Source organism: Pseudomonas sp. Mb7 (assembly GCF_054790525.1).
Map to the genome: position 1 here is coordinate 2,321,757 of NZ_CP186501.1, position 17,295 is coordinate 2,339,051.

The 17,295-nt window shown below is 60.2% G+C and carries 10 protein-coding genes and 3 pseudogenes; 1 reads left to right on the forward strand and 12 read right to left on the reverse strand.

The window, feature by feature from the left end:
• Positions 1 to 24: 24 nt before the first annotated feature.
• The 10 genes and pseudogenes from ACOYXH_RS10655 to ACOYXH_RS10700 all read right to left on the reverse strand — a co-directional run.
• Entirely contained in the window at positions 25 to 2,793 is a 2,769-nt protein-coding gene (locus ACOYXH_RS10655; protein WP_460410666.1) for a malto-oligosyltrehalose synthase, read from the reverse strand.
• Positions 2,790 to 4,869, reverse strand: a pseudogene (gene malQ / locus ACOYXH_RS10660) (4-alpha-glucanotransferase). Before malQ ends, ACOYXH_RS10655 begins: the two are co-directional and overlap by 4 nt.
• Positions 4,866 to 6,668, reverse strand: a complete 1,803-nt coding sequence (gene treZ / locus ACOYXH_RS10665; RefSeq protein WP_095050736.1) for a malto-oligosyltrehalose trehalohydrolase — start codon at positions 6,666 to 6,668, stop codon at positions 4,866 to 4,868. The pseudogene malQ and the gene treZ overlap by 4 nt, the downstream one beginning before the upstream one ends.
• Before the next feature lie 18 nt (positions 6,669 to 6,686).
• Complete coding sequence (gene glgA, locus ACOYXH_RS10670) at positions 6,687 to 8,273, reverse strand: glycogen synthase GlgA (RefSeq protein ID WP_095050737.1); 1,587 nt, start codon at positions 8,271 to 8,273, stop codon at positions 6,687 to 6,689.
• A 583-nt stretch (positions 8,274 to 8,856) separates the two neighbouring features.
• On the reverse strand, positions 8,857 to 9,810 hold the full coding sequence (locus ACOYXH_RS10675) for a D-2-hydroxyacid dehydrogenase family protein (RefSeq protein WP_095050738.1): 954 nt from the start codon (positions 9,808 to 9,810) through the stop codon (positions 8,857 to 8,859).
• Between the two features lie 13 nt (positions 9,811 to 9,823).
• On the reverse strand, positions 9,824 to 10,873 hold the full coding sequence (locus ACOYXH_RS10680; RefSeq protein WP_320414426.1) for an alpha/beta fold hydrolase: 1,050 nt from the start codon (positions 10,871 to 10,873) through the stop codon (positions 9,824 to 9,826).
• 87 nt (positions 10,874 to 10,960) lie between these two features.
• Positions 10,961 to 11,395, reverse strand: coding sequence for a YqaA family protein (locus ACOYXH_RS10685; RefSeq protein ID WP_320414526.1), 435 nt, complete (start codon positions 11,393 to 11,395; stop codon positions 10,961 to 10,963).
• Positions 11,395 to 11,841 (reverse strand): DUF411 domain-containing protein, encoded by a 447-nt coding sequence (locus ACOYXH_RS10690; protein WP_095050740.1) that lies wholly within the window; start codon positions 11,839 to 11,841, stop codon positions 11,395 to 11,397. The genes ACOYXH_RS10685 and ACOYXH_RS10690 overlap by 1 nt, the downstream gene beginning before the upstream one ends.
• Positions 11,842 to 12,078: 237 nt before the next feature.
• A pseudogene (locus ACOYXH_RS10695) lies at positions 12,079 to 12,606 on the reverse strand (methyl-accepting chemotaxis protein); the annotation flags it as partial.
• 333 nt (positions 12,607 to 12,939) lie between these two features.
• A pseudogene (locus ACOYXH_RS10700) lies at positions 12,940 to 14,070 on the reverse strand (HAMP domain-containing protein); the annotation flags it as partial.
• A gap of 383 nt (positions 14,071 to 14,453) precedes the next feature.
• Here ACOYXH_RS10700 and ACOYXH_RS10705 point away from each other — a divergent pair.
• Positions 14,454 to 14,981, forward strand: a complete 528-nt coding sequence (locus ACOYXH_RS10705; RefSeq protein ID WP_007918129.1) for a hypothetical protein — start codon at positions 14,454 to 14,456, stop codon at positions 14,979 to 14,981.
• Between the two features lie 70 nt (positions 14,982 to 15,051).
• Here the strand turns inward: ACOYXH_RS10705 and ACOYXH_RS10710 are convergent, their stop codons facing one another.
• Together ACOYXH_RS10710 and ACOYXH_RS10715 are read right to left on the reverse strand one after the other, a co-directional pair.
• Positions 15,052 to 15,966 (reverse strand): GNAT family N-acetyltransferase, encoded by a 915-nt coding sequence (locus tag ACOYXH_RS10710; RefSeq protein WP_095050742.1) that lies wholly within the window; start codon positions 15,964 to 15,966, stop codon positions 15,052 to 15,054.
• Complete coding sequence (locus ACOYXH_RS10715) at positions 15,954 to 17,255, reverse strand: phenylacetate--CoA ligase family protein (protein WP_095126266.1); 1,302 nt, start codon at positions 17,253 to 17,255, stop codon at positions 15,954 to 15,956. Before ACOYXH_RS10715 ends, ACOYXH_RS10710 begins: the two co-directional genes overlap by 13 nt.
• Positions 17,256 to 17,295 lie beyond the last annotated feature (40 nt).

The following is a 17,295-nucleotide window of genomic DNA, read 5'->3' on the forward strand; positions in this document are numbered from 1 at the left end:
AATGCTCCTGAACTGAACTCATGCTTACGTTAAGTGTTGGATAAAGAGATTGACCGGGACATCCCCCAGCGCGTCGCTGATATTCAGCTCCCTGTTTTTTGTGACTGCGCTGCTTGAAAAAAGTCCCTTCAGGTTTGTCGCAGAGGCGGCGAACGGTAAAACCACTCGCGTATCGCCCCAGCGCAGCGCATCGACCTGAGGTACAGCACCGTTTTCCAGCAGGGTCGCGCAACGGACCGGCACGATCACGATGGCCTGCTTACCCGCGTGCTCACGGGCAAACGCGAGCACGTTGTGCGCCTGGCTGCCGAGCACTTCCAGGGCCTGGTAGCTGCCCCGGCGGAACAGCTCGGCATACTCCACGCGCAGGTTCAGCACTTGGGCAATCAAGGCTTGCTTGATACGCCCGTCACGCCAGTTCGCCAGCAACTCCACAGGTGGCAATGGCTCCTGCAAAGCGTGTTCGCGAGCGGCGTAATCCACCGGCCGGCGGTTGTCCGGATCGACCAGGCTGAAGTCCCAGAACTCATTGCCCTGATACAAATCGGGCACACCCGGCACGGTCATGCGCAGCAAGGTTTGCGCCAAGCCATTGAGCGCGCCGGCGGCGGCGATGCTGTTGACGGTCTTGCTCAGCGCGGTGCGCAGCAGTTCGCCTTCCTCACCGGTGAGGAGTTTTTCGGTGAACGCTTGCGCGGCGTTTTCGTAGCTTTCGCTCGGTGCGCTCCAACTGCTTTGCAGCTTGGCTTCACGCAGGGCTTTCTGTTGCCATTGCCAGATGCGCTTGGCGTAATCGGCGAAACCCGCCTGGTCGTCGTCACGCAGTTGCAGCGGCCAACTGCCCAGCAACGCTTGATAGAGAATCAGCTCATCGCCGCTCGATGGCATCTGATCATCCACCCGCACCGGACGGGCGAGGGCGCGCCACAGCTCGATCTGCTCGGCGTACCAATGGCTGCGTTCACTGAGTACGGCCAGACGTGCGCGGGTGTCTTCACCACGTTTGTGATCGTGGGTCGCGGTGGCCAGCAAGTTGTCGGGGAATTCACTCAGCCGTTGTTGATTGACCGCATGAAAGTCGCTGAGCGGAGCGCTGAACTGTTCGGTGTTGTAGCCGACGTCATTGCGCGACAGCAGCACGGCGGAACGATACAGCGCGGTGTCTTCCACGGCTTTGGCCGCTGCCGGTGAGGTCAGTTGCTGAAAGCGTACGCAGGCATGCTTGAGAATCTTGCGCGAACGCCCGCGCGGTTTACGCCGCCATGGCGTACCGCCAAGCCAGGCGGCAACGCAGTCGAGCACCGTCCAGTCGCCTTCACCGAGGCTCTGTCGCGCGCCGTCCATGGCCTGCTGGAAGAACTTTTCATCCTGCGCGGAGCGGCCCATGGCGCTGATGTACGTGCGATACACCGGGAAGTGCACGATCAACGCTTGCAGCACTCGGCGGATCGCCCCGAGGGTCAGGTCGCGGGTCATCAGGTCATCGCGGGCGACTTGCAGCAGCGCCTGGGCGACGCTTTCGCAATCGCTGGCGAGCGAGCCGTTGAGGATCTGCTGGCGCGCCAGTTGCGCTTCCTCGATGAACGCGGCCGGACGTTCGGTACGCCGTTGCCAGAGGTCACCGAGCACAAATTCGCCGTCCGGGTCGTGTTGCAGCAGCGACAGCTGATTCATGAATTCATAACCGGTGGTGCCATCCACCGCCCAGTCGCGGTGCAGGGTTTCGCCGGCGCCGAGGATCTTCTCGACGTAGATCGGCAGATGCCTGCCCGGCGCCAGCAGATCAACCCGGCGGCGCAGTTTTCGGCAGTAACCGCGCGGGTCGGCGAGACCGTCGATGTGGTCGATGCGCAAACCGTCGACCAGCCCTTCGGCAATCAACTGGAAGATCTTGCCGTGGGTGGCTTCGAACACTGCCGGACGCTCAACACGCAGCCCGCCGAGTTCGTTGATATCGAAAAAGCGCCGCCAGTTGATGTCGTCAGCCGCCGTGCGCCAACTCGCCAGGCGATAGCTTTGACGTTCGAGCAACTCATGCAGTTTGTGGAAGCCGTCTTCGGTGGTCGAGTCGTAGTGCTGCAGGTTGTTCTGGATCGCTTCGAGGATCTGCGGGTCTGTCGCCTGTTGCCGCAGTTGTTCTTTCAGCGGCATCGCCAGTGAATGGGCATCGGTCTGATAGCTGAGGGCGCCGAAGCGATCGGCCAACGGCTTCAGTGCATCCGCGGATTTCAGCAGCTCAGGGTAATCATTCGGGCACACCGGGAAGTGATGGTCGTAGTGCTCGACATGGAAACTGCCGGTCTGCGCATTGAAGTGCAGTTTCAGCGTGCCTTCCTGCAAGGCTACGCCGTAATCGCTGCCGAGGAACGGCAGCAGCAACTGGCCTTCCATCAGTGGGTCCGGCGAATGCCATTGAATGTCGAAGAACTCGCCATAAGGACTCAGCCGTCCCCATTCCAGCAGATCAAGCCACCACGGGTTGTCGCTGCCACCGACCGCCATGTGGTTGGAGACGATGTCGAGGATCAGGCCCATGTTGTGTTCGCGCAACGTGCTGACCAAGCGCCGTAACGCCGGCTCGCCGCCAAGTTCCGGGTTGACGTGGGTCGGGTCCACCACGTCGTAGCCGTGCATCGAACCGGCCCGCGCTGCGAGCAGCGGCGAGGCATAAATATGGCTGATGCCGAGCCGGGCGAAGTACGGCACCAATGGCACCGCGTGTTCGAGGGTAAAACCTTTATGAAATTGCAGGCGCAATGTCGCACGCAGGGGCTGGATGAGCGTTTGGTTCATTGGTCACGCTCGGCAGCCTGCAGGCGCGCGCAAGCGAGCAGTTCCAGACGTCGCGCCGCATCCGCGCCATCGAGCAGCGCTTCACTGGTGCCGGGCAAACGCCGTGACCAGTTCGGATGGGTGTCGATCGTGCCGGGCAGATTCGCCTGTTCATTGATGCCCAGCGCATCTTCCAGCGGCAACAGCACCAACGGCGCGCGGGTGTGGCCGAGGAAACGCACAGCGGCATCGACCACTTGATCGGCCTCGTGGGATTCCTCGCGAAAGTTTTGCGGGTCCTGGCTCAACGCGTTGCGCAGGCCTTCGCGCTCACGCTGGCGGTGATGCCGCCATTCGATTTCACCGTTGGCATCGACAAAACCCAAGCGTGCGTTCCAGTCGATATCACGGCCATGCCACCAGCCGTTGAGCGTCGGCAGATCGTGGGTGCTGGTGGTTGCCAAGGCGTTGTCCGGCCAGTCGAGAATCGGTTTGAAAAAGGTGTTGTCCTGCTCGAACAGCAGCACGCGCATGCCGAGCATGGAGCGGGCGATGCAGCTCTTCACGCAGGCCATCGGGCACCGTGCCGAGGTCTTCACCGAGGACGATGGCCTGGTGGCGATGGGATTCGAGGGTCAGCAATCGCAGCAAGTCATCGACCGGGTAATACAGGTACGCGCCATCGGCCGGCGCCGCACCGTTGGGGATCACCCACAAGCGTTGCAGGCCCATCACATGGTCAATGCGCAAGCCGCCGGCATGGGCGAAGTTGGCGCGCAGCATGTCGATGAAGGCACGAAAGCCATTGCGAATCAGACCTTCCGGCGAGAATGCGGAAATGCCCCAGCCCTGGCCCGAGCGATTGAGAATGTCCGGCGGCGCACCCACGGTCAGCGACGCGAGCAATTCATCCTGGAAACTCCAGGCCTGGCTCCCGGCGCCATCGGCACCCACCGCCAGATCGGCGATCAGGCCAATGCCCATGCCGGCGCTGCGTGCAGCGGTTTGCGCGCGCTCCAGGCAACGGTGGATCAGCCATTGGCAAAAAGCGAAGTAGCCGATGCGTTCGGCATATTCCTCGGCAAACGCTTCGAGCGCTGCGCCGCGTGGGTCGTGCCAGTGTTCCGGCCATTGCCGCCAGTCGAGGTTTTCACCACGGGCGGCGCGCATTTCCTGAATCGCTTCGAAACGGCAGTGGTTTTCCAGTGCTTCGCCACCGGCATGGCGGAAACTGCCGAAGTCCGGGTGCAGTGGGTGGTCACCGGCGATGAAACCTTCGTACAACGCTTGCAAGAGTTTTTGCTTGGCGTCGGCGGCGCTTGGCCAGTCGATCAGGGTCAGGTCTTCCAGTTGCGCAAACTGCTCGGCCAGGCCGGTTGCGTCGATCGCATCGCGCAAAGCGCGCTCACCGAGAATTGCGCCGGGGGCGGCGTACAGGGGATTGAGGAACAGACGACTGGACGGCGAATAAGGACTGTAGCGTCCGGTATCGGCGCTGAACATGGCGTGCAATGGGCTGATTGCCAGCGCATCGGCGCCGCGTTCACCGGCCACGCGGACCAGATCCTCCAACGCTTGGGTGTCACCGAAGCCGCCGTCGCCGGGGCGGCGCAGCGAATACAGTTGCGCACTCAGACCCCAAACACGCGGAATCGGATTATCCACCGCATCGCCGACACTGAAGCAACGCTCAGGCGCCACGGCCAAGGTGAAGTATTGATCGCCGATGTGCACCTGTTGATAGCCGACCGGAATCAGTCCCGGCAGTACCGCTTCAGAGTCCAGTTTCAGGTCCAGCCGCGAGCCGTCTTCAAGGTGGATTTCGCACGGGGTTTGCGGGGCGAAATACCGACCCAGATCGAGGCCGACGCCGACATCGCTGGTCAGCAGCGGCGGCAAGTGCCGGTCTTGTTGGGCAGCTTGCAGTTCCAGCAGGCTGGCGTCGATTTCCTGCGCGGTGCTGGCGGGGTGGCCGAGTCCGATCAGAACATTGCGCAGCACCGCCGGGGCGACTTTTTGCGGGCGGCCGTTGGCGTCGATCCAGTCGACGGCAAGGCCGGCGCGGCTTGCAAGTATTTCCAGTTGCGCATCGCTCATAGGCGCTCTCCATCCAGAGGTTGCAAAGGGGTTGCGGCCGTGAGGCTGACAAGCGCGCAATACGCGGGCAGTTCGCCCGATTCCGATAGATCGACGCTGGATGGCTGTTGAAACAACCACACGGCCTCGGTCTGTGGAGGGTTGACCACTGGCGTGTCGCTGAGGTTCAGGTCAATTCGCAGCTCGCTGCCATTGCCCAGACGCCAGCGCGCACTGACCGCGCCATAACCGAGCATATGGGCGCCGAGCGCTTGCGTGCCGGACAGATGTGGAATGATGTATTGATGGCGAAATTGCAGCAGCTTCTGGTACAGCGTGAGGGTTTCCTGCTGTTTCACGCTGCCATTGCCGATCAACCTGGGCTGTGAGGCGTGAAAGGTTTTTTCGGCGTTCGGGTCGGGAATCTGCTCGCGTTTGTGCGGATCGGTGAAGGCACTGAACGCGGCGAATTCATTGCGGCGGCCCTCGCGCACCAACTTGGCCAGTTCACCGTGATGACTGGTGAAAAACAGGAACGGCTGCTCGGCGGCGAACTCATCGCCCATGAACATCAGCGGAATCATCGGCGACAGCAGTAACAACACGGTCGCTGCCTGCACGGCACGCGGATCGGCCAGGTGATGCAGGCGCTCGCCGAACGCACGGTTGCCGATCTGATCGTGGTTTTGCAGGAACAGCACGAACGCCGTGGAGGGCAGGTGTTCGCTGGGTTCGCCGCGTGGTTCGCCATGGCGGGTGATGTGGCCCTGGAAAACAAAACCCTGACTGAGGCAGCGCACCAATTGTTCGGTGGGTTGTGCGGCGTAGTCGGCGTAGTACGCATCGGTTTCGCCAGTGAGCAGGACGTGCAGGGCGTTATGGCCGTCGTCGTTCCACTGCGCGTCGTAGTCGTATTCCAGCAGGCTCGACTGGTTGAGTTCGTTTTCCACGGTCAGCCAGACATGCCGACTGGGATCGATCTGCGCGCGGATGCGTCGGGCCATTTCGCTGAGAAAATCCGGATCCTCAATGGCATGCACGGCGTCGAGGCGCAGGCCGTCGAAACGGTATTCGAGCAGCCACATCAGCGCGTTTTCGATGAAGAACTCGCGCACTTCGCTGCGACGAAAATCGATCGCCGCGCCCCACGGCGTGTGCTTGTCTTCGCGAAAAAAGCCTTTGGCGTAACGGTGCAGGTAATTGCCGTCCGGCCCGAAGTGGTTGTAGACCACGTCGAGAATTACTGCCAGACCATGGCCGTGGGCGCTGTCGATCAGGTGTTTGAGTTGTTCCGGCGTACCGTAGGAGGCTTGCGGGGCGAAGGGCAAAACACCGTCGTAGCCCCAATTGCGCTCGCCGGGAAACTGCGCCAGCGGCATCAGTTCGATGGCGGTGACGCCCAGGCCTGCAAGGCGCGCCAGATGTTGTTCGACTTCCGCGAAACCACCGAGCGCACCGACGTGCAACTCGTAGATCACTGCTTCGCTCCATGGCCGACCGTGCCAGGCCGTGTGTCGCCATTGATAAGCCAGAGGATCGACCACCACACTCTGGCGGTCGAGGTCGCCATCCTGGGCTCTGGAGGCCGGGTCAGGCACCTCCAGTTCGCCGTCGATGTTGTAGCGGTAGCGGGTGCCCGCCGGACAGCGGGCCTTGATCACAAACCAGCCCTCTGCCTGAGGCAGCATCGGCAGCGACTGGCCGTTTTCAAGTTCGACACTCACGTAAAACGCATCCGGCGCCCATAGCGCAAATTGCGTGTGTTCGGCGTCTAGCATGATCGCGCCGTGGGGCCAGGTTTCAGTAGACCGTAACGGCATCGTGGTGAACCTCCCTGGTTATTTGTGGTGAGCTTTACCCAGCGCCTTGGCGACCAGTTGTTCGTAGAGTTCGGCGTACGGTTCAACCGCTTTGCACCAGTTGAACGGCGCAGCCATTGCGCGGCAACGCATGGCGTTGAGCAGTTCGGGGAAGGCGAATACCTTGAACGCGCGGCTCAGGGCCTCTTGATAGCTTTCAGCGGTGGACTCATCGAAGAGGAAACCGGTGACGCCGTTTTCAATGGTGTCGGCCAGACCGCCGGTATTGCGCGCCACCGGCAGCGAGCCGAAGCGCTGGGCGTACATCTGACTCAAACCGCAAGGCTCGTAACGCGAAGGCATCAGCAGGAAATCGCTGCCGGCGAACATGCGCCGGGCGTCGGTTTCATTGAAGCCGATGCGCACACCGATCTGCCCAGGAAAGCGCAGCGCCAGTTCGCGCATGGCTTGTTCTTCTTCCGGTTCGCCGCGACCGATGATTGCGATCTGGCCTCCGTTCTGCACGATGTATTCGGATACCGCTATCGTCAGGTCCAGACCTTTCTGGTAGACCAGTCGCGACACCACAGCGAACAGCGGTCCGGTGGAATCGTTGAGGCCGAACAGCTCACGCACGTGCGCGGCGTTGATCGCTTTGCCTTCCCAGTCGCCAATTGCAAACGGTGCAAACAGGTGCGGATCGGTCGCAGCGTCCCAGCTCTCATCGATGCCGTTGGGGATGCCGCTGAGCAAACCTTGCTGGGTCTTGGCGGCGAGAAAACCGTCGAGGCCACAGCCGAAATCCGGGGTGGTGATTTCCTGCGCATAAGTGGCGCTGACCGTGGTGATATGGCTTGAATACGCCATGCCGGCCTTGAGGAACGACATTTTGCCGTAGAACTCCATGCCTTCCTGTTGCAGGGCATGGGCTGGAATCCCCAGCTCCGGGCAGGAGCCGAGGCTGGTCACGCCTTGATAGGCGAGGTTGTGAATGGTGAACAGGGTGGGCGTACGCTGCCCGCGCCAGTGCATATAGGCAGGCGCGAGACCGGCCGGCCAGTCATGGGCGTGCACCAGATCCGGGCACCAGTGAATTTGCGCGAGGTTGGCGGCGATGTCGGCGGCGGCCAGACCGAGGCGGGCGAAACGAATGTGGTTATCCGGCCAGTCGCGGCCGTTGTTGGCGCCGTAGGGCGAACCTTCGCGCTCGTAGAGTTCGGGGCAGATCAGTACGTAGATGACCAGACCGTCCGGCATGTCCATGCGCCCGATCTTGCATGGTGGCAGCGCTGCGTGGCCACCCAGTTCGCCGATGATATGGATCGGGTTTTCGCTGTGCATCACCTGCGGGTAACCGGGGATCAACACGCGCACGTCGTGCAGATGGGCCATGGCCCGGGGCAGTGCAGCGGAGACGTCACCCAGACCACCGGTCTTGACCAGATCGGCGATTTCCGAGGTGACGAACAACACTTTTTTCTTGTTGGGGTTCTGGCTCGCTACCGGAGTCAGCGTTTTTGTGCCGGGGATGTTGATCTGTCGGCTGCCAGGAACACTGATGGTGCTCGATTCACCAACCGCCTGCTGAGCACGCTCTCCCTGAATTTCCAATGCCGCACTGATCATATGAATCTCCCGTCTCGTTGATCTGATTCTTGTCTTGAACAAGCGATGTCCATGGCCAAGTCCTGTGGCCGGGCGCAAACGCGCCACGCATCGGTGAGCAAACGCTACCCAACACGCGCAAGCAGAATGGGTGAACGGGCCGTTGCAAGGATTGCACCAGTCGCTATGGCCCTGTCTTTCAGATGACCAGCCGCCGCGCGCAAAAGTTTCGACTTTTTTTCCGCGATGTGACCGGTCGGTTTTACCCCGCGAAAGTCAGTCTAGGCCAGATCCTAGAGCGGGGCGGAGCAAATGGGTAAATTGTTCGACAATCGGTTGGCAGGCCACGCCGACCGTGCTTTTGAGGGGGGAACGCACCGACGAAGTGCAGGTTTTTCTGCGAGGGAGGGCTAAAACGGTGACTGATCGGTCACGATTCTGTGCTAGCGGGAAGTGCGGTTGCACTGTTGTGGTGCGGGCAATTAGTTGATCGGCTGACCACAGACAACACCTGTAGGAGCTGCCGAAGGCTGCGATCTTTTGATTTTGCATTTAAAAGCGAAGATCAAAAGATCGCAGCCTTCGGCAGCTCCTAAAGTGGGGGTTAATTTAACGCACGGATTGGATGACCAGCCACCCAAGCCTGAATATCCTCGATCATCTGCGAAAAGAACTGCTCATAGTTCTGCCGGCTGACATACCCGACATGCGGCGTCGCCAGTACATTGTCCAGCGTTCGAAACGGGTGCATCGCGGGCAGCGGTTCCTGTTCGAACACGTCCAGCGCCGCCCCGGCGATCTGCTGTTTCTGCAACGCCTTGATCAGCGCCGCCTCATCGACAATCGGCCCGCGGGCGGTGTTGACCAGCAGGGCCGTCGGCTTCATCCAGCCCAGTGCCTGCGCATCGACCAGCCCGCGACTGCGCTCGCTGAGCACCAGATGCACCGATAACACATCGGACTGTTCGAACAATGCCTGTTTGCTCACGTACGTCACGCCAGCCTGTTCAGCGCGTTCGGCGGTGAGGTTTTCGCTCCAGGCAATCACCCGCATGCCGAACACCTGGCCAAACTGCGCGACGCGCTGGCCGATGCTGCCAAGACCCAAAATCCCGAGGGTCTTGCCATGCAGATCGCCGCCCAGCCCTTGCTGCCAGTGACCGTCGCGCAGGGCATTGGCTTCGTTCACCAGATTGCGCGTGGCCGCCATGATCAGCGCCCAGGTCAATTCCGGCGCGGCATGCTTGTAACTGTCGGTGCCGCAAACCTTGATCCCCAGCCTGGCGGCCGCTTGCATATCCAGCGCTGCGTTGCGCATGCCGCCGGTGACCAGCAACTTCAGATGAGGCAAACGCTTGAGCAAATCCTCATCGAAGCGCGTGCGCTCGCGCATCACGCAGATCACCTGATAGCGGCCCAGTCGCTCGGCCAGTGTGGCATTGTCCGCCGGGTAATCGTGCTCGAACGTCACCTCACCGAGGCTATCGAGCACCGACCAGTCGACCACGTCGCGGGCCACGTCCTGCCAGTCATCGATTACTGCAATCTGCACCGCCATCAGCCTTACCTCATCAACGAACGGGATTGGTTGTATTCAGCCAGCCGAGCAAGGCCTTGTGGAACTGTGCCGGTTCTTCCATTTGTGGCGCGTGGCCCATGCCGGGAAATTCCACCAGCGTCGACTGCGGGATCAGCTTGGCCACTTGTTTGCCGAGTACGTCGTAATGGCCGATTTTCGCTTTCACCTCAGGCGGCGCGAGGTCTTTGCCGATGGCCGTGGTGTCGGAGGTGCCGATCAGCAGCAGGGTCGGCATCTTCAGGTCCTTGAACTCGTAATACACCGGCTGGGTGAAAATCATGTCGTAGATCAGCGCTGAGTTCCACGCGACCTGAGTCTTGCCCGGGCCTTTGCTCAGGCCGGCGAGCATGTCTACCCAACGGTCGAATTCCGGTTTCCAGCGGCCGTCGTAGTAAGTGGTGCGTTCGTAATCACGGATGCCTTGGGCAGTGACTTTCAGCTCACGCTGATACCACTGATCCACGGTGCGATAGGGCACGCCGAGGGCTTTCCAGTCTTCCAGGCCGATCGGGTTGACCAGCGCCAGTTGCTCGACCTGCTCGGGGAACAGCAAGGCATAACGCGTGGCGAGCATGCCGCCGGTGGAATGACCGAGCAGCGTGGCTTTTTGAATGCCCAGCGCTTTGAGCAACTGCTGAGTGTTGGTCGCCAGTTGCTGAAAGCTGTATTGATAGTTGTCGGGTTTGCTGGAGGTGCAAAAGCCGATCTGGTCCGGTGCGACCACCCGGTAACCGGCCTCGCTCAAGGCCTTGATCGAACTGTCCCAGGTGGCTGCGCAAAAGTTCTTGCCGTGCATCAGCACCACAGTGCGGCCGTTGGCCTTGCCGTGAGCGGCGACGTCCATGTAACCCATCTGCAGGGATTTGCCCTGTGACTGAAAGGCAAAGTGTTTAAGGGTGTAGGGATAATCGAAGCCTTGCAGTTCCGGGCCATAGGCCGGGCCTTCCGGCGTCGCTTCGCTTGACGTCGCAGCCTGCGCCGACAGGGGCAGGGCGGCGCAGAGGAGCAGGGAGGGAAGCCAACGGGAAAACATGACAGACATAAGGTCAAACTCCGTTTGAAATCGGCCGATGCTGGAACGAGCGGATTACGCCGACGTTAAACACAGGCAATGCCCGCGCCCGAACGTTCAACCCAACCACCCCAGCGTCAGCAGGGCCAGCACGCCGTAACGTGCACCTTTGGCCAGGGTGACGATCAACAGAAAGCGCCCGAGTGGTTCGCGCATGACACCGGCAATCAGTGTCAGGGGGTCGCCAATGATCGGCAACCAGCTCAGCAGCAACGACCAGTGACCGTAGCGCTCATAGTGTTTGCGCGCTTTGGTCATGTGCGCGGGGTTGACCGGAAACCAGCGCCGATCCTGAAAGCGCTCGATCCCGCGCCCCAGCCACCAGTTGACCAGCGAGCCGAGTACGTTGCCCAGTGTCGCCACCGCCAGCAGCCCCCACAGCCAGTAACGCTCGCTGACGATCAGGCCAACCAGCAACGCCTCGGATTGCAGCGGCAACAAGGTCGCCGCGCCGAAAGCGGCGAGAAACAGGCCGCCGTACGCCGTGATGATCAATGGGCCGGGTAATCCGCCACGACCACGTCAGCCCCGTCTTTCTTCAGGCCGATAATCTGATAAGCATCACTCATGCCGTCCATTTCCATGCCCGGCGAGCCCATTGGCATGCCCGGTGCGGCGACGCCGAGCAGATCGTCACGCTTGCTCAGGGCCAGAACCTGTTCCGCGGGCACATGGCCTTCGACGAATTTGCCGTTGATGATCGCGGTGTGGCACGAGGCCAGACGCGGCGGTACGCCATGTTGCTGCTTGAAGCTGCTCATGTCGTTTTCGACGTGATCTTCGACTTTGAAGCCATTGGCTTCGAGGTGGCTGATCCATTTTTTGCAGCAGCCGCAATTGGCATCGCGATGGACTTCGATCGGAATCAGGTCGGCGGCCTGGGCCATTGCGGAGATGAACAGGGCGCTCAGGGCGAGCAGACGCAGGTGGGTTCGCATAACGGATTCTCGGCTCGGGTGACAATCGGAAAGCACGCATTTTGACCGGTTTTTGCCGCCGGGCATCAACGCAATGTTTCCAGTTGTTGCAAAACGCAGCACCAACCTGTGGGAGCGAGCCTGCTCGCGAATGCGGTAGTTCAAACACTGAAGCGGGGACTGAAAGATCGCTTTCGCGAGCAGGCTCGCTCCCACAAGGGTTATCTGTTGGGCAGAGAACCCTTATGGGAGCTTCGATCAGCGCACTTTGAAACGCCCCATGATCGCGCTCACCCGGCTGTTGGCTTCAAGCAACTGGTGAGTGTTGAGTTCGCTGGCTTTGCCACTCTGCACCAGCTCATCGACCATGTGGCGGATCTGCACCATGCTGCGGTTGATTTCTTCGGTCACGGCGCTTTGCTGCTCGGCGGCGGTGGCGATCTGGGTGCTGAGGCTGTTGATGTGGCTGACCGAACCGGCCATTTCATCCAGACCGGAGTTGACCCGTGCGGTCGCGTCGGCGGCGGACTGACAACTGGCCTGGGTGTTTTCCATGGCGCTGACCGACGAGCTAACGCCCTGAGTCAGACGCGTCAACATCTCGTTGATTTCCGAGGTGCTGGCCTGGGTGCGCGCGGCGAGGGCACGCACTTCATCGGCAACCACGGCAAAACCACGGCCCTGTTCACCGGCGCGTGCCGCTTCGATGGCCGCGTTGAGCGCCAACAGGTTGGTCTGCCCGGCAATCGCGCCGATCACCCCGAGAATTTCGGTGATGCGCTGGGCGTCCTGCTGCATGTTTTCAACTTTGTGTGTCGCACTGGCCACTTCATCGATCAACGCGACCACGCTGTTGGTCGCTTCGCCCACCACCACCCGCGAACGGTCGGCGTTTTCATTGGCGCGCTGGGTAAACGCGGCGGTTTCGGCGGCGTTCTGCGCAACGCTTTCTGCCGTCGAACTCATTTCGGTGATGGCGGTAACGGTCTGATCGGTTTCCGAAGCATGACGCAACAGAATCTGGCTGGTGTGTGCCGAGGTGCGTTGCAGGTTATCCAGGCTGGAGGCCATGGCGCCGGTAGCCTGGGTGACTTCACCGATCATGTTTTGCAGGTAGGCAATAAAGGTGTTCACCGAGTGACCGATGGCGCCAAGTTCATCTTCGGCGCGAATGGTGATGCGCCGGGTCAGGTCAGCATCGCCGCTGGACAGCAAATCGATGTTGGCTTTCAAGGCTTTCATGCGTTGCACCAACTGACGAATCGCGTAGACCTGCAACAGCACCAGCAGGATCACCAGTGGAATCTGCAACAGGCTCAAGGTGCTGAGGACGTCATCACGCTGGGCGGTGAGCATTTTCGTCGGCAGCGCCGTGGCCAGGAACCACGGCGTGCCTTCAATCGGCCGCATGAAGAACGTGCTGGCTTCGCCGTTGTTATCGAACTCGATGCGCTGCGCCTGATCGCGGCTTTGCAGCCCGGCTTTGACCTGGCTGGCGAAAGTCGACGTGCCGGCCAGTTCGCTGATGTTCTTCAGCACGATCGGGCCACTGATGCGCGAGCTGTTACTGATGATCTTGCCGTCGGCTTCAACGATCAGCATCTCGGCGTTGAGGTCTTTTTCCTTGCGCGCCACCAGATCGTTGAAGAAGCCGAGGGTGACGTCAATCGTCGACACGCCCCACGCGTTGCCGTTTTTCTGGATGGCCATGGCGCAGTTGGTGCGCGGCTCGGCGCTGGCGTCGTCTTTATACGCCGCCGCCCAGGCGCATTGACCGCGTGGTGTGGCCATGCCGCCCTTGTACCAGCTCTGGTCGTAATAGTTGGGCGCCGCGTCGCTGTTCCAGAACGTGTTGACGGCGAGTTTGCCCGAGGCATCGCGGTGCCAGAACGTACTGAATTTGTTGCGCCCGGCTTCACGTTGCCCCGGCAGAGGCCAGATCCCGCCGCCGAATACTTTGAGCTCGCCGTATTGATCGACCAGACCTGGCAGCACCGCGTCGATGGCGGCGCTGTCGAGCAGCGGGATGGTCTGGGTGATGCTGCGCTGTTGCGCCTGCACTTTGTTCAACTCGCCCTGAATCTGCTCGGCGACTTCGGCGATGCGGTTGAGTACCACCTGTTCTTCGGTGTGACGCAACTTGGGGGCGACCAGTTGGCTGATGCCGACCACGGTCAACACCGACAACAGCAGGATGAACAGAACCAGAAACAGCGTGTAGCGAGCCTGAATAGTGCGGAATGCGGGCATGGAGACCGGTCCTTGAGCAGCGTTTCTTATTAGGGGGCGGGGATAGAACAGTGCGGGTATCTACAGCGTATCGTCGTGGTGCCTGGAAGCTTTAGGTACTCGCGTCCTAAAAAATGCGCGTGCCGATGACTGGTCAGTACCATGGCTGATACATAGCGGCTGATCAGTGCCTATTAGCGCTCGAAAAAGCAAATTTCATTGCATTGCCATGACAGCTTCGGGGCAGTCGTTACGGGCTAATTGGCTTTTGTATCGAGAATGTACAAGAATTGTAAAAATGTGCAGAAATAGGTTGGTGCCATCAATTCGCCCGCCGATACTCGCGTCCATTATTGCCGTTCAATACGGATACTTTTTATGTTCATTTCACAGGGAGTCTTCTCATGACGATCGGTATTGTCGGCGGCTGGGAGAGCAAAGCAGGCGTTATGGTTCGTAACACCGGCGCGAAAAAACAAGTGGCCCAGAGCATCAAAGTGCAGCAGATGCTGACCAAGGTCGGTACCAATCCCACCGCGCTGAATACCGCTGAAATGGACAAGCAGGGCATGCGCAAGGCCATCAAGGGCTTTGATCCTGCGAATGTTTCGGTAAAGCAATTGGGAAATCTGAGCGAGATGCTGCGCAGCCGCGGCCTGATCTCCGAGATCACGTCGTTTACCTTGAAGAACGCCGGTGACAAGTTCGACCGTTTTGGCGTGACCAAAGATATCGATGCCAAATTCAACGCCCTGGAGTATTTCGCGACCCAGCTCGACGCCATTCAGAACAATGGTCTCAATGGCAACGCTTACGGCCAGAGTCTGATTCCCGAGTTCAAGAAAGCGATCTATGTCCTGCAGAACCTCAAGACCTACGGTGAAGGCAACGCTGCGAAACCGGTCGATGAAGGTGTCAAAGCCAAAGCTTGAGGCTGACCGTTTAGCCCGCTCAACGTTTGAACGGGCTGGTTGATGTGCAAGAACCCGGCAACGCCTCGCTTCAGCGTGCTGCGACGCGTTGTTGAGCCTGATCATGCAGTCGTTGCAGGTGTGGGCAGCGCAGCTCCAGCGATCGCGCGCGATAGCCTCGATGAAACAAAGCCAACCATCCAGCGCCCCGTTCATTCGGGGCAATCCCGGTGAAGACGAAGCCCATTGCCGACAGGCTATCCACGGCATTGGCGAAGCCTGTTGCCAGCCTTAGCCTGATCGAGATCATCCAGTGTTCGGGCAGTCGTCGTAGCTGTTGAAGCAAGCCGGCGTCGAGTTTTTTCAGCACCACGTCATAACGTCCTGAGCATTGTTCAACCTGCATCGGCTCTCCCACCCAACGCGCTTCTTTGTCGTGTGTTCCGTATACGCCGCACAAATGCGCCATGAAATCGTGACAGCTTTGCGGCCAGGACAATGCCGGGAGCGGGCGGCGATAGCCTTCCACAGGGGTGTAGCCGATGACGATGGACTCCGGCAGTGGCTCGCCAAACGGTGAGGGTACGTAGTCAAGCAACAACCCGGTGCTGCAAAAACCGAGTCGGTCAGCCATGCGTTGGGTGTAGAGATGCTGCGTCACCTGTTTGATGGTCACGCCGTGGCAACCAAGTGCCTGGGCATGGATCAACAGCCGCATGCCCAACTGCGTCGCGATGTTCTGCCCGCGTGTTGACGGATGGACCACGCTCAACGCCAGTTCCGCCGTAGGCGATCCCGCGTTTCTGCACAACGTGGCGTGGCCGAGGATTTTTTTCCCGGATTCCGCCACCAGCGAATGCCAGCGACCCTCGCCATGGTTCTGATTGATCATCAACGGCAAATACACGTGCGGCTGCACGTAGTGGTCGCCATAGATTTCCCGAAACAGATGGCTGATCGCCCTGGCGTCGGATCGGCGATAACTGCGCAGCGTCAAGTTGTCCATGGACGTTGCTCCGGTCCGGGCGTGGCGTAGACACGCAGATCGACGACGCGTTGGCGCTTGCCGGAACGCGGATGGCGAGCGAGTTCATCGGGTGTGCAATGGGTAATCTGCAACTCGATCAAGCGCTCAGCGCAGAGTTGCATGATCAGCGGGTATTGCTCGATCAGTGCACGCTGCAAGGTCGTGTTGGCGTCAGCGGTCTCGGCCGTCAGCGTGTCGGGTAGCCATTTCAGGCATACGATATCGACGTTGGCCGATTGGCTGATTACCAGTTGCCAGTCGTCGCTGGCGGTGATGCGTGCGACGATTGCGGCAATGTCTTCGATCAACAGAGTCAGGCTGCTCACGCGCACCCGCTGACTGCTGGCGCTGCGGCCCATCAAGGCGAACTTGCGCATCGACGCGGTAGCCGGCTCTCGCCAGCAAGCGAGATCACCCACGGGGTAGCGGATCAGCGGCATCAGTCGGCGGGTGAGGTTGGTGATCAGCAGTCGCCCGGTTCGGTCGCATTCTTCGATCACTTCACCGGTGTGTTCATCGACGATTTCCAGCACGCTGTGGCTGGCCAGCATCCGATGCTCGCCGAGTGCGCAATCGCGGCTTGCGGCACCGATGAAACCGGCGTCGACACTGGCGTAACCGATCGAGGCAATCCGCGCGTTGGGAAACACCCGGTGCAACGCCTGCAATTGTCCGGTGAACAGGCTTTCTCCGCCGTAAAGGATTGTCTCGACTTCGCCCAGGGTTCGCGCCTGACGCTCCAGCACGCCGGCGAATGTCAGCAATTGTGCGGGTACGCCGGCCAGCACATTGATCCGGTGTTGGCGGATCGAGTCGGCCAGCACCGCAGGGTCGACGTCGCCGGTAAACGGGTATTCGGTAACACCCGCCGGTTCGTGCGCCAGGGCGTCGTGGATAAAAATGAAACTGGCGTACAGGTCGCCGACGAAAAACAGGTTCGCCACCCGGTCGCCGGGATTGAGTTGACCGGCGAGATGGCTGCCGAAGTCCCGCACAAGTGTCTGCCATTCTTCGCGGGTAAATACTGAAAGTTTACCGGCGCTGGTTGTTCCACCGGTCTTGAATACCAGGGCGCGTTCGACCGTTGAGGTCAGTACCGGCCATTGTTCCAGGTTTTCGCTACTTGCCCAGTATTGTTGTGGATCAATTACCGGAAGTTCATCCAGGGTGTTTGTCTGCGGCGCAACGTTTTGCAAATGTCTGGCGTAATACGCTGAATGTTCGCGGGCAAAAGCGAACAACTTGCCAAGTTCTGTTGTTGTATTCATGGTGCTCTCGTTAATTATTTTGGCCATGGCTGACGATCGC